The organism is Streptomyces cinnamoneus (assembly GCF_002939475.1).
In the GTDB taxonomy this organism is placed as follows: domain Bacteria; phylum Actinomycetota; class Actinomycetes; order Streptomycetales; family Streptomycetaceae; genus Streptomyces; species Streptomyces cinnamoneus_A.
In genome coordinates this window covers 462,413-480,669 of record NZ_PKFQ01000001.1, presented here as the reverse complement: position 1 = coordinate 480,669, position 18,257 = coordinate 462,413, and the positions used below count along the sequence as shown (strand labels likewise).

At 73.6% G+C, this 18,257-nt stretch carries 12 protein-coding genes; 5 read left to right on the top strand and 7 right to left on the bottom strand.

Annotation, left to right across the window (positions count from 1 at the left end):
- Nucleotides 1-151 precede the first annotated feature (151 nt).
- From CYQ11_RS02300 to CYQ11_RS02290, 3 genes are all read left to right on the top strand, one after another.
- Nucleotides 152-2,638 (top strand): SpoIIE family protein phosphatase, encoded by a 2,487-nt coding sequence (locus CYQ11_RS02300; protein ID WP_099198088.1) that lies wholly within the window; start codon nt 152-154, stop codon nt 2,636-2,638.
- A 149-nt stretch (nt 2,639-2,787) separates the two neighbouring features.
- Nucleotides 2,788-4,845, top strand: a complete 2,058-nt coding sequence (locus tag CYQ11_RS02295) for a phosphocholine-specific phospholipase C (protein ID WP_099198087.1) — start codon at nt 2,788-2,790, stop codon at nt 4,843-4,845.
- Nucleotides 4,846-5,128: 283 nt separating this feature from the next.
- Nucleotides 5,129-6,364 (top strand): S8 family peptidase, encoded by a 1,236-nt coding sequence (locus tag CYQ11_RS02290; protein WP_099198086.1) that lies wholly within the window; start codon nt 5,129-5,131, stop codon nt 6,362-6,364.
- 114 nt (nt 6,365-6,478) lie between these two features.
- Here the strand turns inward: CYQ11_RS02290 and CYQ11_RS02285 are convergent, their stop codons facing one another.
- Nucleotides 6,479-7,702, bottom strand: a complete 1,224-nt coding sequence (locus tag CYQ11_RS02285) for a cation:proton antiporter (RefSeq protein ID WP_104650945.1) — start codon at nt 7,700-7,702, stop codon at nt 6,479-6,481.
- Nucleotides 7,703-8,714: 1,012 nt separating this feature from the next.
- Between CYQ11_RS02285 and CYQ11_RS02280 the strand changes: the two genes are divergently transcribed.
- Nucleotides 8,715-9,323: a hypothetical protein gene (locus CYQ11_RS02280; protein ID WP_205041780.1), complete on the top strand. Its 609-nt coding sequence runs from the start codon at nt 8,715-8,717 to the stop codon at nt 9,321-9,323.
- A gap of 79 nt (nt 9,324-9,402) precedes the next feature.
- On the opposite strand, the gene CYQ11_RS02275 is transcribed toward CYQ11_RS02280, so the two are convergent.
- From CYQ11_RS02275 to CYQ11_RS02265, 3 genes are all read right to left on the bottom strand, one after another.
- The gene (locus tag CYQ11_RS02275; RefSeq protein ID WP_099198084.1) at nt 9,403-10,380 is read right to left on the bottom strand and encodes an SCO0930 family lipoprotein; all 978 of its coding nucleotides are present in this window, start codon (nt 10,378-10,380) and stop codon (nt 9,403-9,405) included.
- Nucleotides 10,381-10,495: 115 nt separating this feature from the next.
- A complete protein-coding gene (locus CYQ11_RS02270) occupies nt 10,496-11,992 on the bottom strand; it encodes an NADH-quinone oxidoreductase subunit NuoF family protein (RefSeq protein ID WP_099198083.1) in 1,497 nt (498 codons plus the stop codon).
- Nucleotides 11,989-12,729, bottom strand: coding sequence for a hypothetical protein (locus tag CYQ11_RS02265; protein WP_240003225.1), 741 nt, complete (start codon nt 12,727-12,729; stop codon nt 11,989-11,991). Before CYQ11_RS02265 ends, CYQ11_RS02270 begins: the two co-directional genes overlap by 4 nt.
- A gap of 290 nt (nt 12,730-13,019) precedes the next feature.
- On the opposite strand from CYQ11_RS02265, the gene CYQ11_RS02260 reads away from it, so the two are divergent.
- Entirely contained in the window at nt 13,020-14,129 is a 1,110-nt protein-coding gene (locus CYQ11_RS02260) for a PucR family transcriptional regulator (protein ID WP_338105412.1), read from the top strand.
- A 114-nt stretch (nt 14,130-14,243) separates the two neighbouring features.
- Here CYQ11_RS02260 and CYQ11_RS02255 read toward each other — a convergent pair whose 3' ends face one another.
- The 3 genes from CYQ11_RS02255 to CYQ11_RS02245 form a co-directional block, all read right to left on the bottom strand.
- Nucleotides 14,244-15,632: a DUF1996 domain-containing protein gene (locus CYQ11_RS02255; RefSeq protein WP_099198082.1), complete on the bottom strand. Its 1,389-nt coding sequence runs from the start codon at nt 15,630-15,632 to the stop codon at nt 14,244-14,246.
- Between the two features lie 4 nt (nt 15,633-15,636).
- Nucleotides 15,637-16,470, bottom strand: coding sequence for a DUF4142 domain-containing protein (locus CYQ11_RS02250; RefSeq protein WP_099198081.1), 834 nt, complete (start codon nt 16,468-16,470; stop codon nt 15,637-15,639).
- 305 nt (nt 16,471-16,775) lie between these two features.
- A complete protein-coding gene (locus CYQ11_RS02245) occupies nt 16,776-18,236 on the bottom strand; it encodes a SulP family inorganic anion transporter (protein ID WP_099198080.1) in 1,461 nt (486 codons plus the stop codon).
- Nucleotides 18,237-18,257: the final 21 nt, after the last annotated feature.

The window sequence follows — 18,257 nt, the reverse complement described above, 5'->3', positions numbered from 1 at the left end:
TCGACCTCGGTGCCTCGTTCGGCCCCGGGCGGCGTGCGGAGGCCCACAGCGGGCAGAAGGATGGTCCCGCACCGCGAATCCCCCCGCCGGGTGCGAGTGCCGGGCCGCGCCCCCGGACGGTACGGCAGGCCGCGAGAAGGAGAGGGTGGTGATGAGCGGACCGGTGAGGCTCTTCAGCGAGAGCCCCGAGGACCCGTTCTCGGTCAGCCGCGCGGCCTCGGCGGTGCTGGACCAGCGGGGGACCGTCGTCGGCTGGGGGAAGCGTGCCGAGAAGCTGCTCGGCCACCGGGCCGACGAGATCATCGGGCGGCCCGCGGCCGACGTCCTGGTGGCCCCCGCGGACCGGGCCGACGTCGGCGAGGCGGTGGCGGCGTGCGTCGGGGCCCCCGGCTGGTTCGGAGTGGTGCCCGTGGTGTGCCGCGACGGCACCCGCTTGCGTCTGGGCGTCCGCGCGCGCCGGGTGGCGCGGAGCGGTGGCGACTGCGAGTGGTTCCTGGTCGGCGCGCTGGCGGAGGACGTGGTCCAGTGGGAGACCGACCGCTCGGTCCTGGACGGGCTCTTCCGGCGTTCGCCCATCGGTCTCGCCGTCATGGCGCCCGACCTGGGCGTCCTGCGGGTCAACCGGGCGATCGCAGGCATCGCCGGCCTCCCGGCCGAGCAGATCCGCGGACACCGCACCGGGGACTTCCTGGTGAGCCAGGACGCGGAGACGGTGGAGCGGCGTCTGCGGCACGTGCTGGAGACGGGCCGGCCCATGATCTTCACGGAGCAGCCCTGCCGGCTGCGCGCCGACCCCTCCCAGCAGCGCTACGTCTCCGTCTCCGCGTTCCGCATGGAGGACTCCGAGGGAAAGACCCTGGGCGTCACCCAGTTGGTCGAGGACGTCACCGAACGCCACCGGGCCCAGCTGCGGCTGGCCCTCCTCAACGAGGCCGGCGCCCGCATCGGCACCACCCTCGACGTGCCGGAGACCGCCCGCGAGCTGGCCGCCGTGCTCGTCCCCGAACTCGCCGACTGCGCCACCGTGGACCTGCTGGAGCCCGTCAGCCGCGGCGAGGAACCCTCCCCCGACGGCGCCGGGGAGCTGCGCAGGGCCGCGGCCGAGTGCGTCGTGGAGGGGGCCGACGAGGTCCTCTACCCGGTGGGAGGGCTGATCACCTTCCCCAAGGAGACCCCGCAGGGCCGTTGCCTGGCCGAGCAGCGCCCCATCCTGATCCCGCACGTGCAGGGCCCCACCGGTCTCGCGGCCGTGGCGCAGGAACGCGCCGACCGGGCCAGCGAGCTGGGCGTCCACTCCGTGATGATGGTCCCGCTCGCCGCCCGCGGGCTGGTCCTGGGCTTCGTCACCCTGTGGCGGGCGCGCTGCCCCGACGCGTTTGTGAGCGACGACCTGACCCTCGCCGGGGAGTTCGCCGCCCGCGCGGCCGTCTGCATCGACAACGCCCGCCGCTACACCCGGGAGCACGAGGCCGCGCTGACCCTCCAGTGCCGTCTGCTGCCGGGCGAAGTGCCCGACCTCCCGGCCGTCGAGGTCTCCCACCAGTACACGCCCGCCGGGGCCGTGGAAGGCGTCGGCGGGGACTGGTTCGACGTCATCCCGCTGTCCGGGGCGCGCGTGGCCCTCGTCGTCGGCGACGTCATCGGCCACGGCATCGACGCGGCGGCCACGATGGGCCGGCTGCGCACCGCCGTCCACACCCTGGCCGACCTCGACCTGGAGCCCGAGGAGGTGCTCTCCCACCTGGACGACCTCGTCCACCGCCTGGCCGAGGAGCAGGAGGCCAGCAGCCGCGCCTTCTCCAACGACCAGGTCACGGGCGCCAGCTGTCTGTACGCCGTGTACGACCCCGTCTCCCGGTGCTGCACCATGGCGCGCGCTGGCCATCCGCTGCCCGCCGTCGTGACGCCCGGGGGCGGGGTGAGCTTCCCCGAACTGCCCGCCGGGCCGCCGCTGGGTCTCGGCGGCCTGCCGTTCGAGTCCATGGACCTGGAGCTGCCCGAGGGCAGCCTGCTGGTGCTCTACACCAACGGGCTCATCCAGACGCGCGGCAACGACATCGACGTCGCGCTCGCGCGTCTGTCGGCGGAGCTGTCCGCACGCGAGCGGCCGCTGCCGGAGCTGTCGAAGGCCGTCGTCAAGGCCCTGCTGCCGGCCCGCCCCACCGACGACGTGGCCCTGCTGCTCGCCCGGACCCGCACGCTGGGGGAGGAGCGGGTGGCGACGTGGACGCTGCCCGCGGAGGCGAGCGCCGCCTCGCGCGCCAGGGCGCTGATGGCCGAGCAGCTGAGCGCGTGGCAGCTGGACGAGATGGTCTTCACCACCGAACTGATCGTCAGCGAGCTGGTCACCAACGCCTACCGCTACGGAGGCGGCCCGGTGACGCTGCGGCTCATCCGCGGCCCCCGCCTCATCTGCGAGGTCTCCGACGCCAGCAGCACCGCGCCCCACCTGCGCCGGGCCCGCAGCACCGACGAGGGGGGCCGCGGGCTGTTCCTCGTGGCCCAGCTCACCGAGCGCTGGGGCACCCGCTACGGCCGCGACGGCAAGACGGTCTGGACCGAGCAGGCGATCCGCACCGGACCGGGGGCCGCGGCCGACCTCCTCCAGGCCGACGTCTGGGGCCTGTCCGACATGTGAGGCCCGTGCGGCGGCAGCCGACGGGAGCCGAGCGTCACCACGAGTACCGCCCGCCTTCACGCTGGCGAAACCGCGCCTTCCCCGGCGCTCCATGCTCTTGGAACACTCTGCGAACTCCCGTCCTCACACCTCAAGGGGTCCCCGAACCCATGGCTGAACTCAACCGCCGGCGCTTCCTCCAGATAGCCGGCGCGACCGCGGGCTTCGCCGCACTGTCGAACAGCATCGACCGTGCCGCGGCCATTCCCGCCCGGCGCAGTTCCGGAACGCTCAAGGACGTCGAGCACATCGTCGTGCTCATGCAGGAGAACCGCTCCTTCGACCACTACTTCGGCTCGCTCAAGGGTGTCCGCGGCTTCGGCGACCCGCGACCGGTGACCCTGGCCGGCGGCAAGTCGGTCTGGCACCAGTCCGACGGCACCAAGGACGTCCTGCCCTACCGCCCGGACGCCGAGGACCTCGGCATGCAGTTCATCGCGGGCCTCAACCACGACTGGGCGGGCGGCCACCGGGCCTGGAACCAGGGGAAGTACGACCAGTGGGTCCCGGCCAAGTCGGCCGGGACCATGGCGTACCTGACGCGCGAGGACATACCGTTCCACTACGCGCTCGCCGACGCGTTCACCGTGTGCGACGCCTACCACTGCTCGTTCATGGGAGCCACCGACCCCAACCGCTACTACCTGTGGACGGGACACACCGGCAACGACGGCAAGGGCGGCGGCCCCGTCCTCGGCAACGAGGAGGCGGGCTACGACTGGACGACGTACCCGGAGCGCCTGGAGCGGGCCGGCGTGTCCTGGAAGGTCTACCAGGACCGGGGCGACGGCCTGGACGCGGCCGGGTCCTGGGGCTGGATCAAAGACGCCTACCGCGGCAACTACGGCGACAACTCCCTGCTCTACTTCAACCGTTACCGCGACGCCAAGCCCGGCGACCCGCTCTACGACAAGGCGCGCACCGGCACCGACGTCAAGAACGGCGACGGCTACTTCGACATCCTCAAGGCCGACGTCAAGGCGGGAAGGCTGCCGCAGGTCTCCTGGATCGCCGCCCCCGAGGCGTTCTCGGAGCACCCCAACTGGCCCGCCAACTACGGAGCCTGGTACATCTCCCAGGTGCTGGACGCGCTGACGTCGCATCCCGAGGTGTGGAGCAAGACGGCCCTGTTCATCACCTACGACGAGAACGACGGCTACTTCGACCACGTCGTCCCGCCCTTCCCGCCGGCTTCGGCCGACCAGGGTCTGTCCACGGTCGACACGGCGCTCGACCACTTCGCGGGCAACGGCCGTTACGGCGCCGGCCCCTACGGCCTCGGCCAGCGCGTCCCCATGATCGTGGTCTCCCCCTGGAGCACCGGCGGTTACGTCTGCTCCGAGGTCTTCGACCACACGTCCGTCATCCGCTTCATGGAACGCCGCTTCGGCGTGCGCGAGCCCAACATCTCGCCCTGGCGGCGCGCGATCTGCGGCGACCTCACCTCGGCCTTCGACTTCCGGCTCGGCCGCACGGAGCCCGCCTCGCTTCCGGACACCGCAGCCTACGCGCCCAAGGACCGCGAGCGGCACCCCGACTACGTGCCCAAGCCGCCCGCCCACCCCGCGCTGCCGAAGCAGGAGCGGGGAGCGCGCCCCACCCGCCCGCTGCCCTACGCACCGCTGACCGACGGGTCCGCGAACGCGTCCACCGGGCGCTTCACCCTCACCTTCAGCGGCGGCGAGAAGGCGGGGGCCTGCTTCACCGTGACGTCCGCCAACCGCTCGGACGGCCCCTGGACGTACACCGCCGAAGCCGGCAAGAAGCTCTCCGACACCTGGAACACCGCCTACTCGAAGGGCGTCTACGACCTCTCGGTGTACGGCCCGAACGGGTTCCTGCGCGCCTTCCGGGGATCCGGCACCACCGCCGGCCCGGAGGTGACCGCGCGCCATGACGCCCGTACCGGGCGCGTCGAACTGACCATGGCCAACGCGGGCGGTACCGCCTGTCACCTCACCGTCACCTGTGCTTACGGCGGCCGCGCGCGGACCTTCACGGTCCCGGCCGGGGGACGCGTGGTGCACGCGGTGGAGCTGCGGAGCAGCAAGCGCTGGTACGACCTGTCCGTGGTGTCCGACACGGACGGCACCTTCCTGCGCCGCTTCGCCGGACACGTCGAGAACGGCGAGGCGGGGGTGAGCGATCCGGCCATCGTCACGGCCTGACCGGCACTCCCGGAAACACGGGGCACCGCCACCCGCCGCGCGGGGGCGGTGCCCCCGCCGTGTGTCGGCTTTGTTTCACCAGGTGTCCAACTTGCCGTCGTTCAAGGGGGTTTGCAGTTACGAAAGAGCGTTGCGTATGTCACACCTCGGTGCGGGAGTTGAACTGGGCGCGTCAAACCTGACAGGGTTTTGGACCACCCGGAGGCGGATCTTCCATCGCCGCCGGGTGTGTTGCGACGACTCGCAACGCCCCCCCACAACCGCACGAGGAGGAACCCTCGTTATGGCAACTCACAGGCGCACGACGCGCAAGAGGCGTCTCGCGATAGCGATATCCGCCGCGACGGCCGCCACGGCCGGTGCCGCCACCCTGTTAACGCTTCCCGCAGGCGCCGCGGCGCCCGCGGAGGGCACCGTCCACGGCGCCGACGTCAAGGGCGCCGTCGACGGCAGCTACATCGTCATGCTGAAGGACGGCAAGAACGGCGTCGCGGCCCGGTCCGTCTCCGCGGAGAGCAAGGACCTCGCCGAACGCTACGGAGGCAAGCTCAACCGCACGTACACCTCGGCCGTCCACGGTTTCTCCGCCAGCGGACTCGACCGTGACGAGGCCAAGCGGCTCGCCGCCGACCCGTCGGTCGCCATGGTCGTCCAGAACCACCGCTTCAGCGTCAACGCCACCCAGGAGGCCCCACCCTCCTGGGGGCTGGACCGCATCGACCAGGCCGAGACCAAGGGTGACGGGAAGTACGCGTACCCCGACGGCGCCGGCGAGGGCGTCACGGCGTACGTCATCGACACCGGAGTCCGCATCAGCCACAAGGACTTCGGCGGCCGCGCCTCCTACGGCTTCGACGCCATCGACAACGACGACAAGGCCGAGGACGGCAACGGTCACGGCACGCACGTCGCGGGCACCATCGCCGGCACCACCCACGGCGTCGCCAAGAAGGCCAAGGTCGTGGCCGTCCGGGTGCTGGACAACCAGGGCTCCGGCACCACCGAGCAGGTCGTCGCCGGCATCGACTGGGTCACCAAGAACCACAAGGGTCCCTCCGTCGCCAACCTGAGCCTCGGCGGCGGGGTCGACGAGGCGCTCGACGCGGCTGTGCAGAAGGCCATCAGCTCGGGCGTCACCTTCGCCGTCGCGGCGGGCAACGAGTCCTCCGACGCGGGCAAGAGCTCGCCGGCGCGGGTGAAGGAGGCGATCACCGTCGCCTCCACCACCAAGGACGACCAGCAGTCCGACTTCTCCAACTTCGGCAGCGTCGTCGACCTGTACGCCCCCGGCTCGGACATCACGTCCGACTGGAACGACAGCGACTCCGGCACCAAGACCATCTCGGGCACGTCCATGGCCACCCCGCACGTCGCGGGTGCCGCCGCCCTCTACCTCGGCGGTCACAAGGACGCGACCCCGGAGCAGGTCGCGGGCGCGCTGACCCAGGGCGCCACGGCCGACAAGGTCACGGGCCCCGGCGCGGGCACGCCGAACAAGCTGCTCAAGGTCGTCCCGTAGCCGTCCGTCGCGCGGCGGGCCCCTGACAGGCGTCCCGGCCGGTCGTCGTTCCCCACCCCCACGGGGCACGACGGCCGGCCGTCCGGCGTGGGCCCGCCCCGCCGGTGCCCGTCCTCAGCCCTTGCCCGGGGCGGTGCCGGCGTGGCCGGACGGCTGGGGGGCGGCCCGGGGCGGCGGGGGCTCGGGGGCCCGGCGGCGGAGGCGGCGGGCCAGGGGTTCGGTCCAGCGCGCCGTGAGGGGGCCGAGCGTGACCATGATGACGACGTAGGCGGTGGCCAGGGGGGCGAGGCCCGGCGCGACGCCCGCCGACAGGCCCGCGATCACGATCGAGAACTCGCCGCGCGCCACGAGTGCACCGCCCGCCCGCCAGCGGCCCGCGGGCGGGGCTCCGGCGCGTCGCGCGGCGTACCAGCCGGTGGCGATCTTCGTGACGACGGTGACGGCGGCGAGCAGCAGCGCCGGGGCGAGAACCGGCGGGATGGCGGCCGGAGCCGTGCTCAGGCCGAAGAAGACGAAGAAGACGGCGGCGAACAGGTCGCGCAGCGGGGACAGCAGGTCGCGGGCGCCCTCGGCGACCTCGTCGGACAGCGCGATGCCGATGAGGAAGGCGCCCACCGCTGCGGAGACGTGCAGCCGCTGGGTGACGCCGGCGACGAAGAGCGTCATGCCCAGGACGACGAGCAGCAGCATCTCGGGGTTGTCGCAGGAGACGGCGCGGCTGATGAGGTGGCCGTGGCGCAGGGCCACGTAGAGCGCGAAGGCGACCGTGCCCAGGGACGTCACCAGGGCTAGGCCGCCCGCGGCCGGGCTCAGGCCGGCCAGCAGGGTCGTGAGCAGGGGGAGGTAGACGGCCATGGCGAGGTCCTCGATGACCAGGACGCCGAGCACGGCCGAGGTCTCCCGGTCGCCGACGCGGCCGAAGTCGCTCAGCACCTTGGCGATGACGCCGGACGAGGAGACCCAGGTGACGCCGGCCAGGGCGACCGCGGCCACCGCCCCCCAGCCCAGCAGCCAGGCGGCCACGGCGCCCGGCACGGCGTTGAGGACGAGGTCGACGGCGCCGGAGGGGTACTGGGTCAGCAGGTCGGTGACCAGCTCGGAGGCGCTGTACTCCAGGCCCAGGAGCAGCAGCAGGAGGATGACGCCGATGTCGGCGCCGGCGGAGACGAACCCCGCGCTGGCGCTGAGCGGGCGGACGCCGCCGTTCCCGAAGGCCAGGCCGGCGAGCAGGTAGAGGGGTATGGGGGAGAAGCCCATGCGTCCGGCGAGGCGGCCGAGGAGTCCCAGGCCGAGGATGATGACGCCGAGTTCGATGAGCAGAGCGGTGGTGTGGTCCATGGGCGGCTGTCCTCCGGCGGTCGGTTTTCCAACGGCTCACCGTGAGATGGCCGTCCGGTCGCGGGGGTGTGGCGCTCGCTTCGTCAGGGGGGAGTGGGGGCCGGGCCCGAGCGGTGGTTCAGCGGGTGGGGCGCGTATCGGGCACGGCGTCGCGGGCGTGAGCGACGGCGCGCGAGGTGCGGGGGAGGGGCCCGGCGGCAAACGCGCCGGCGGTGACGGCGAGGGGCGGCCTCACGGCACGGTTGCCCGGCTCCATCACTGGCCCCCCATCACGCCGGCCCGCCTCGGCCTCGCGGGGACGCCGGCGATTCCTCCCCCAAACAGGATGACGAGCTGACGAACGCTCAATCCGCTCATCGGACCAGCGTCGGTGCTCGTTGGAGCATCGTAGCGGAGGGGCAGTCCGCCCGGGGCGGGGTTGGTGCCGCTTCGGCGCACCGGGCCCAACGCATCAGGGCGCCGCCGTTGAGGTCGTACGGGGCGCCGGTGAAGTGCGCACCGGCGGAGGCCGGCAAGGCGGCCGGGCGGCCGCCCCGAGGCGGGCGACGGGGCGGCGGGGCCCCCGCGGGCGGGCCGGCCCACGCCGGCGGAAGCGGGTGCGAACGGCGTATACCGCCGTGCCGCGGAGATATCGAAACGTTCTTTCCGGGGCCTTCGGCGCCCGGTTGGCGGCGGCCTGGGGGAGGATCTTCCATTGATTGGCTGATTTGCCCCTCTGACCTGCAAAGCTTGCCATTTCACCGAGAGAGTGTTCTGGTTTATCGGGTGCTATGCCGTTTTGCTCTCGCCGATGTCGGGGCCCAAGGCCGGGTCGTGCGGACGGAAAGCGCCGGGTCGATATCCCGCCTTTTGTGGAATGTGTGATTTCGACCCGACAGCGAGCTGGTCACATTTTGGCTCCGGGGTTGAGAACAATGGTCTCAGTCGTCGAATATGACCGGCTATCGGGCAAGCCTTGGCCTTAGGTAAGCCTTGCCTTTGTAGCCTGCGTCTGGAGAATCACTTGTCCGCCATGCCATCCGAGTCGTCCCTGTCCGTCGTGCCCACGCCCCTGCCGTCCCGTGCGACGAGCCCCGGCGCCCGGCACGCCCGGCCCCTGGGGCTGTACGACTCGTGGTGGACGCTCGCCGGCGGCGGGCTCGCGGTGTGCGCGGCCTGGGCGGTCTCCGTATGGATCTCCGTACACCTGCAGGCGGACGCGACCCTGCACACCGCCGCTCTCTTCATCCACCTGGCCTCGCTGGTGCTGGGCTTCGGCGCCGTGCTCGTGGCCGACTACTACGGGCTGCTGTGGATCACGGGCCGCTGTACGCTCCGTGAGGCCCTCGACGCAGCGGGCCGCCTCCACCTGCCCATCTGGGTCGGCCTGGCGGGCCTCGTCGCCAGCGGCATGATGCTCCACCCCAACCCCTCCGCCACCCTCACCTCCGTCAAGCTGGTGATGGTCCTCGCCCTCAGCCTCAACGGCCTCCAGGCGGGGATGCTCAACAAGCGCATGGCCTCGCAGACCTCCGGCGCCCCCACGACGGGCCTGCTGGCCTGGGGCGGCGCCACCGCCCTGGTGTCCCAGGTCGGCTGGTGGGTCGCGGTGGTCGTCGGCTTCCTCAACAGCCAGCACTGAGCCGTGGGGGCCGGGGCCGTCCCCCCGTGCGCCGAGAGGCCCCCGACCGCGGGGCCTCTCACGCGTTCCAGGGCCCGGATCAGCCGGCCGGAGCGGCCGTGACCTTCGCGCCCTTGTCGTCGACGGCGAACCACAGTCCCTGCTTGCCCTGGCCGTTGACGTCCCCCGGCTTGCCGTCACCGGTGAACCAGTACACCGGCCAGCAGTCGATGGCGAGCTGCTTGGTGCCGTCGGGCCGCGTCACGGTCGTGACGAGCTTCTCCGCCACGCCCTTGACGCTGGCCTTGTCCACGGGCTTGGCGGGCTTCCACGTCTCCAGGCAGGCGTCCGTGCAGGCGAACTTCATGGGCCAGGCGCTGTCCTTGTTGAAGCGGTAGAGCGTCCGGCCCTGACCGTCCACCAGGATCTTGCCGAGCTTGGCGTTGTCGGAGACCGAGACGCCCTCGGGAGCGGGCTGCTCCTTCTTCTCGCCCTTTCCGCCCGCCTTCTTGCCGTCGGGGGCGAGCGCGTTCCAGGTGCCGCCGACGCCCTGGCCCTTGGCGTCCCCGGGCGCCGTGTCCTTGGCGTAGCGGTAGACCGGCCAGCCGCCCAGGGTCAGCTGCTTGCTGCCGTCGGACCGGGCCACCTCGCCGAGGGCGCCGGCGTCGATCCCCACGGAGACCGACACCTCGCCCGCGGGGACCGGAGGCCAGGCCTTGGCGCAGTCACCGTCGCACCGGGAGGCCGGCGGTTTCGCCGAGTCCTTGTCGAAGCGGTAGAGGGTGAAGCCCTTTCCGTCGGTGACGAACTGACCGAGGTCCGGTGTCTCACGGACGGCCAGTTTGCCGCCGGGTTCACCCGGGGCCGCCGCCCCCTGGGCATCGCCCGCGCCGTAGCCGCCGGCGGCCCCCGCCCCGGCTCCGTAGCCGTAGCCCTTGGCCGCCTCCGAGCTGTTCGCCGCGGGCTTGACGTCGTCACCCTGCCGCTCCTTCGCCGACGGGCTGCCGCCGCACGCGGCCGTCAGCATCATCAGGGTGATCGCGCCGGCCGCGAGGGCCGCCTGTCGCTGGTTGACCATGTCGGTGTTCCTTCCTGGGGGGCCGGCTCGGGAGTCCGCCGGCGAAGGGGGGTACGCACCGGGCGCCGCACGTGCTCAGCGGGGCCCGGAAGTTGTCACAGGACGTCAAAAACGCTTATTCGGCGGTCTCCAGGCGCAGCGCCAGGGCCGGGCAGCGCCGCACCGCGCGCAGCGCGCGCTGCCTCATCCGCGCCGGCACGGGGATGGCGGCCCGTTCCGGATAGCCGTCCGGGCCCAGCCGCAGCAGGCCGGGCAGCAGGTCCGCGCACAGCCCGTGCCCGCCGCACAGCGTCCAGTCCACCAGGAGCCGTTCGCGCGGCGAGGGCCGCACCGCCCGGGCGGCGGTGACCGCCGCGGCGCCGCGCGCCCCCGGGGGCAGGGGCAGCGCACCGAGGACGGGCCGCCCGCAACCGCCGCTCACCGCGTGCGCCTCGAAGTCCTCGGCGAAGACGGCGAGCGAGGAGGCGACGAAGCGGGCGGTGCCGTCCGGGTGCGCGCAGGCGCCGCGCCGCTCCACCGCCCGCATCCGGGCCCGTACGCCCTCCAGGGCGCGCCGGCCGCCACCCTGCGCGGCCTCCAGGAGCTGCTCGGCGAGCGCGGGGAGTCCCTGGAAGCAGGGCCCGCACTGCCCGGCCGTCTCCGCCGCCAGCCAGCGCGCCACCCGTGTCGTCTCCCCCACGGGGCAGGTGGCTTCGGGCAGGGGCAGCAGCGCGCCCGCCCCGAACGCGGCGCCTGCCGCGGCGACGGACTCACGGGAGACCGTCGCCGCGCGGGCCCGGTCGGCGGACAGCCAGGCGCCGTGGTAGCCGCCCACCAGCACGCCCTGTCCCGGGCCGGTGCCGCACAGTTCGAGGGCGTACGGCAGGGGCAGCCCGGTGGGCGTCTCCACCACGTGTGCCCCGGCGACGGTCAGCAGGACGGTGCCGGGCTCCTCCGGCAGGCCCAGCTCGCGGTATCCGGGAACGCCCAGCCGGGCCGCGACGGCGAGCTGCGCGAACGTCTCGGTGTTCGACACCAGCGTCGGCAGGCCGCCCAGGCCGCTCTCACTGGAGCGGACCTTGCGCCCCGACGGCAGCGCCGGGCCGCCGCCCACGCCCCGCACCAGGGCGGTGCCCTCGCCGGTGACGAACCGCTCCGGCAGCCGCACCACCCGGACCCCCACCTCGTCCGGGCCCCGTTCGGCCGCCGCACGGCTCACCGACTGCTCGACGTCCGCCCGGGTCACCCCGACGGCCACCTCCTCCGCGCCGAGCGCCGTGGCCGCCAGCAGCGCCCCGTCGAGCACGAGGTGCGGCACGTGCAGCAGCAGCGCCGTGTCCTTGAGGCAACCGGGCTCGCCTTCGGTGCCGTTGACCACGACCGCCGCCGCACCGCCGGTGCGCCGCAACGCGTCGGTGACGGCCCCGAGCTTGCGGGCGAAGGGGAACCCCGCGCCGCCGCGGCCGCGCAGTCCGACGTTCTTCGCCAGCTCCGTCAGCTCGCCGGCGGACAGCGCCGGTTGCGCGCCGTGCAGGGCCAGGTGCGCCGCGCGGTCCAGCCAGGGCCGCTGGTCGAGCCCGGCCAGCAGCCGGGGCGGGCCGACGGCCGCCAGGGTCGGTACGGGGCCGGTCACGAGCCGCCTCCCTCACTGCCGCGGGCCCGGCGCAGCCTCAGCACCAGGGCCGCGGCGACCCCCGCCAGGCACAGGGCGTACGCCGCCGTCACCCAGCCGCTGGCCGGGCGGCCCGAGTGCAGTCCGTGCACCAGCGCGCCGCCCCAGGCGGGGTACGCGCTCATGTGCAGGGCCCGCCAGGCGCGGGAGCGGCCGACGGAGGCGAAGGTGCTGCGGACGGCGCCGGTCACGGCGACGGTGACGAAGAGGTAGCCGGCGAGGGTGCCCAGCCCGATGAGCAGCGGACTGGCCGGGTCGGTGAACGGCACGGCCACGGCCGCCCCGCTCGTGTGCCCCTCGGCCACCTTGACCCAGACGTGCAGGGCGAGGAAGCCGAGGCCCGCCACGGCCAGGCCCCGGTGGACGCCCTGGGCGAGCAGCCGGTGGGCGGAGCCGAGCAGCATCCGGTCGGTGGCGGCGAGCCCCCACAGCACGGTCGCGGTGAGCGAGACGAGCGCGAGCACGCCCGCGCCGAAGTCCAGGAACGCCTCGGTCCGTTCCGCCACGCCGGAGCGGGCGGCGGCGGCCAGCAGCAGCAGGATCGCCGCGGGCAGGGCGGGCCTTGCCGACGGCCGGTTCGCCGGCCGGGAGCGGGCCCGGCGACGGTGGGGGGCGAGGGGCGAACGCGCCCTGGGCGGTGCCGGCGCGGCGAGGGGAGGCGCCGGCGGTGGCGCGGGGGACAGGGGTGACGGGGACATGTGGGGGCCTTTCGCGGCCGACCCGCCGCGATGCCGGGCGAGAAGCCGTGTTCCTGAGAAGTCCGGAAATCCCGCGCATCGGGGCAATTTCGCCGCGCGGTCGAATGAACAGCAGCATCCTCGGATTTTGCAAGTCCTCCATAAGCTTTATCGCTCTGTGACAAATTCGCGCATGGCCCTCCCCAAGCCGGTGGACGGCTGTTTGATGATGCCCACTCACGCGAGAGGGTCCGACTGCACGTTCGATCCCCTTGTCCGGTGCAGAGGTCCGGAGGTAGATGATGTGTGAAATGTTGAACCGCATCTGGTCACGGCCACGTGGTGAATGGACTCGCGTCCTCAGAAAGGAACTTCCCGCCGTCGCCGCACGGCTCGTCGAGGAACTGCTCCGCAGCACACCGGCGTTCGCCGAGGCCACGGAACGGGTCGGGAAGGACGCGGCGCGGGCGGCGGTCGAGCAGGCCCTGCTGCTGGCCCTCGGCCTGCCCGGCAGGGCGGCCGCCGACCGCCGGCCACCGCGGCCGCCGGGCCCCGGCGCCCTCACCGGACGGGGCCGCGAGGCCGTGGTCACCCCCATGCCGGGCGGCCGGGCGCGCCAGGCGCTGTTCGCCGCGCTCGCCGAGGACCGCTGCCTGCCCGAGGAGGTCCTCGCGCAGCTCGCGCACCGGGCCGGCTGGCCCCTGCCCGGCCGCGCCCGGGCCGTCGTCCTCGCCGGCACCTCCTCCACCGAGGCCTCCCACCTGGCCCTCCAGCTGTCGGACGCGCTCGGCCAGGGACTCCTCGGCACCGTCGACACGGACGTCTGCCTGCTGGTGCCCGAGCGCGGCCCCGGCCCCGAGTCCCGCTCCGTCCTGACGGCCGTGCTCGGCGGCCGCGCCGCCGCCGTCGGACACGCCGTGCCCCTGGCCGACGCCTGCTCCTCCCTGCGCTGGGCACGCCGGCTGCTGGCCCTGAACCCGGCCGGTGCCGACTCGGGGGAACGGCTCGTGTTCGTCGACGACCACCTCTCGGACCTGCTGCTCCTCCAGGACGAAACCCTCGCCCGCGCCCTGGCGGCCCGCTGGCTCGGCCCCCTCGAAGGGCTCACGCCCCGGCAGAGCGAGCGGCTCGAAGTGACGCTGCTGGCCTGGCTGGAGAGCGGCGGCGCGCCGGAGGCGGCCCGGACGCTCCAGGTCCACCCGCAGACCGTGCGGTACCGCCTCCGCCAGATCGAGAAGCTCTTCGGCCCCGCCCTGCGCGAGCCCCGCACCCGCTTCGAGCTGGAACTGGCGCTGCGCAGCCGGCGGCTGCTGGCCCGGTCCCGGCGGCTGCGCTCGCGGGCCCAGTCCCGCGCCCGCGTCATCGGCGCCACCGTCCACCCGCTGGGCCTCGCCCGCCAGGCCCGGGTCAACGGCCTGTGAACCCCTCCGCACGTCGTGCGGCGGCCCCCGGACCCTTCGCAGGTACCGGGGGCCGCCGCGTTCCCGGCGCCGGGCGGCAGGGCGTCGACGGGGAGCACCCGGCGCCGGGGGACCTCAGCAGCGGCGCCCGCTGTTGACGCAGGCCACCGCCTTGGCCATGAGGGCGTCCGGCATGACGTTGATGAAGTCGCCGTGGTCCGTGACCGGCTTGTGCAGCTGCTCGGGGAAGCTGTCCACGGCGAACGGGGTGCCCGACGGCACCTGGTAGGTGATGCGCTGCACGAGCTGTGGCACGGCCCGGAAGCCGCGCGGGCACGACCCGTCCTGACGGGCGAAGGCGACGTGGGTGCGGTGGTTGGCGCTGTCCGTCGACCTGCCGTCCCAGCAGCTCTGGAAGGCGAGCGTGCGGACCACCTCCGCGCCCCGCGGGCAGATGGGGTACTTGTCCTTGAACTGGCGCTCCTCGAAGCCGACGCAGCTCCACGAGGCGTTGGCGTTGGCGGGTCCGCTGGTGAATGCCTTCGCGTCCCCGGTGATCACCCGGAGGAACCGCGGCATCGCGGAGACCTTCGCCACCGGGCTGCCCCGGAACTGGAGCGTCACGGAGGAGGGCCGCAGCACCTTGCCCATGTTCCCGTCGTGGCCGCCGCCCGGCTTGTCGGCGTCCGGTGCGGCCTTGCCGTCCAGGAGCCGCAGGACCGGCCAGTAGTGGGTGGACAGGTCACCGTTGGTGCACGTGGTGCCCGCGGCGGCCAGGCTCGCGTCGGTGGAGAAGGCGTTCGTCGAGAGGTTGCCCACGTAGTCGTGCGTGTGGTGGGCGCCGTTGCTCACGCCCGGGGTGACGATGACGTTGTCGGAGTTGAAGTGGCCGTTCTCGTTGCGCCCGCACGCCGAGGTGAACGTGCCGGCCGAGCCGCCGGCGCGCGTGGCCGGCCGGGGCCTCGCGGGCGCGGTGCGGATGTCGGCGAAGTCGGCGGGCGAGGGGCCACCGGGCATGGGCCGCCCCAGCACCGGGGCGCCGGAGGCGCCGCGGGCGGCGTCGGTGCGGACCTGCTGGGTCCGGCAGGCGCTCAGCTCCGTCAGCTCGGCGGGCCGTGCGGACTTCTCGCCTATGGCGTCGGCCATGCGCCCGATCGTCGTCGAACGCTGCTGTTTGAGCTCGCCCAGCACGGCGCCGCTGTCGCCGCCGGGCGCGGCGGCCTTCTCGTAGGCCCGCGCGATCTGGGCGTCGAGCTCCGCCAGGCCGGCGGAGACCTGCTGCCGCGCGGGAGCGGGCACGTCCTGCAGGCGGTCGCCGACGTCGGGACACGCGATGGTCGTCGCTGTGGCCGCCGCCTGCTCCTGCGCACCGCCCGCGGCCGGCCGGTGGGTTCCGCCGGCCGAGGCGTCGGCGGCGACCAGCGCCGTACCGCCGCCGCCCAGCAGCAGGGCCGCGGTCGCGAGCAGCGCGCGCACCTTCACCGGTACGCGGCGTTTGTGGCCGTGTCGTGTCGTGGGGGTCATCGGATCACTTCACTTCCTCGTAGCTGTGCTGCCGCGCCGGTGCCTGCGGGGAAGCAGGATCCTGCGACGGGGCGGGATCGTGCGGCGAGGCGGGTGCCTGGGGCATGGCGGGGGTCCCGGCCGGGGAGGCCGGCCGGGGATCGGTGTGGGGGACGCCGGCCTGTCCGGTGTTCTCCAGGACGGTGATGTGGTCGAGGACGACCGTGTTGGCGCGCGTCGCCAGCTCCCGGACCAGGGAGTTGCCGGTGCGGTCCCGTACGAGCGCGACCAGGCCGAACACCTTGCCGTGCGCCGCGCGCACCAGCTGGGCGAAGGCCCGGTCGAAGGCGGTGCCGCGGGCGGCGTCCATCTGGTCCAGCCAGCCCTGCTGCTGCGCGGACGGCCGGTCCGGCAGGCTGATGCCCAGCACCCGCCCGGCGTCGAGGGAACGGCGGTCCAACTCCGTGTGACCGCCGATGAGATGTTCCCCCGCGACGCGGACGTCCTCGGTGGTGCCGCGCTCCTGGGCCAGCCGGCCCGCGGGTTTCTCCCACAGCCCGGCGAGGCGCACCTTGCGCACGAAGTCCCGGTCCAGGGCCGACAGCGGCCCGAACGCGGTGTTCTGCACGCCGGCGCCGTCGTCGCTCCAGGCGGGGCCGGCGGCGGCCGCCGGCCGGGCGCTGCCGAACAGGGACACCGGCACGAGCAGCGCCACGAGCGTCGCGGCGAGCGCTCCGACCACCAGCCAGGTGCCCACCGCCCGGCCGGCGGCGGGCCTTCCGCCCTCCGGACGGGTCCACCGGGCCAAAGTCCTGATCAGGCCCGCTGTCGTGGCATGGGTCGGGCGTACGGAACGCATGCGCCGCCTCCCTCGTGGCTCGGCTGTCCGTCGAATGCGCAGCGACGCTAACCGCTGGGACGGCCGGGCGAACAAGGGTTCTTCGGCAGATGACAAAGCGAGGGCCACCGGCCTCCGGGGCTGTTACCGTGCGCCCGGGTGCCGGTGGACCGTGGGGGGAGCCCCCCCTGCCGGGGGCTGTGCGCCGTGCTCCGGGAACGTCCCGCCGGCGCCCCCGGCCCGGGCGGTGACCTCTCGCCCCGCGCTACGGCTGGAGGGCTGGGATCACCGGGGTCCGGGCCGGTGGCGGAAGGGGGACGGGCCGTTCAGGCGGCTTTCGAGAGGGCCCCCAGGGTGGCCCCGTGGCGTTCGGCCCAGGTCTCGAGCGCGGTGCGGCAGGCGTGGTCGAGATGCCGCAGCTGGGAGAGGTCGAGCTCGACGACCCGGCCCTGCGGCAGCGCTTCGAGGGTCTCCAGCATGCGGGGCAGGCGGAGGAAGGTGGCGTTGCCCGTCACGGAGACGACGAGGCGGTTCTCGGCGGGCTCGTGGACCTCCAGGTGGATGTGCGAGGTCTCCCAGGCCGTCTTGATCACGGCGAGGAGCAGGCCGAGGAGGACGCCCTCGAACATGTTGGTGGTGACGATGGCGATGGCGGTCACGGCCAGCACCACGGCCTCACCACGATGCTCGCGCCACAGCGGCCCCAGTTCCTTGACGGGAATGAGCTTGCAGCCGGAGTGGACCAGGACACCGGCCAGCGCGGCCAGCGGGATGACGCCGATCGCGGCCGGGAGGAGGGCGGCGAAGAGCAGCAGCCACAGCCCGTGCAGGATGCGGGAGAGCGAAGTCTTCGCGCCCGCCTGGACGTTGGCGGCGCTGCGCACGATGACGGCGGTCATGGGCAGCGCGCCGAGCACGCCGCAGACGGTGTTGCCCAGGCCCTGGGCCATGAGCTCCTTGTTGTAGTCGGTGCGCGGGCCGTCGTGCATCCGGTCGACGGCGGCGGCGCTGAACAGGCTCTCGGCCGAGGCGATGAGGGCGAAGGCGACCACGGTGCTCAGGGCGGCGAAGCTCGCCAGCGAGGAGAAGTCGCCCGTGCCCGGCGGCTGGACGGCCGACAGCAGTCCCTTGACCTCGACATGGGGGACGGACAGGCCGGCCAGCGCGGTCACCGCCGTGGCCAGGGCGACCGCGGCCAGGGCGGCGGGCACCATCTGCGCCCGGGAGGGGAGCTTCTTCCAGAGCATCAGGACGACGATGGTGCCGGCTCCGACGGCGAAGGCGGTCAGCGCGTCCCCGTCGGTGGCGATCTCCGAGACGAGACGGGGCAGCCCCGTGATCTTGTCGATGCCGGAGCGGGGCTGCTTGACGCCGGCCATGGTGTAGAGCTGGCCGAAGAGCAGGACCAGTCCGATACCGGCGAGCATGCCCTGGACGACGGCCACCGAGATGGCACGGAAGAGACGCCCGAACTTCAGGGCGCCCAGGCCGAGTTGGACCAGCCCCGTGGCCAGCACGATGGCGCCGAGCGCACCGAGGCCGAACTCCTGCACGGCCTCGTAGACCAGGACGGTCAGGCCCGCGGCCGGTCCGCTGACCTGGAGGGAACTGCCGGGCATGGCGCCGACGACGAGACCGCCGACTATGCCGGTGATCAGGCCGAGTTCGGCGGGCACTCCGGAGGCGACGGCCACGCCCACGCACAAGGGCAGGGCCACCAGGAAGACGACGAGGGAGGCCAGGACGTCACGCCGCAGGCCTACGGGATCTTTGAGGGTGGAGAGCATGGGTGAGGTTCCTCGCACTGC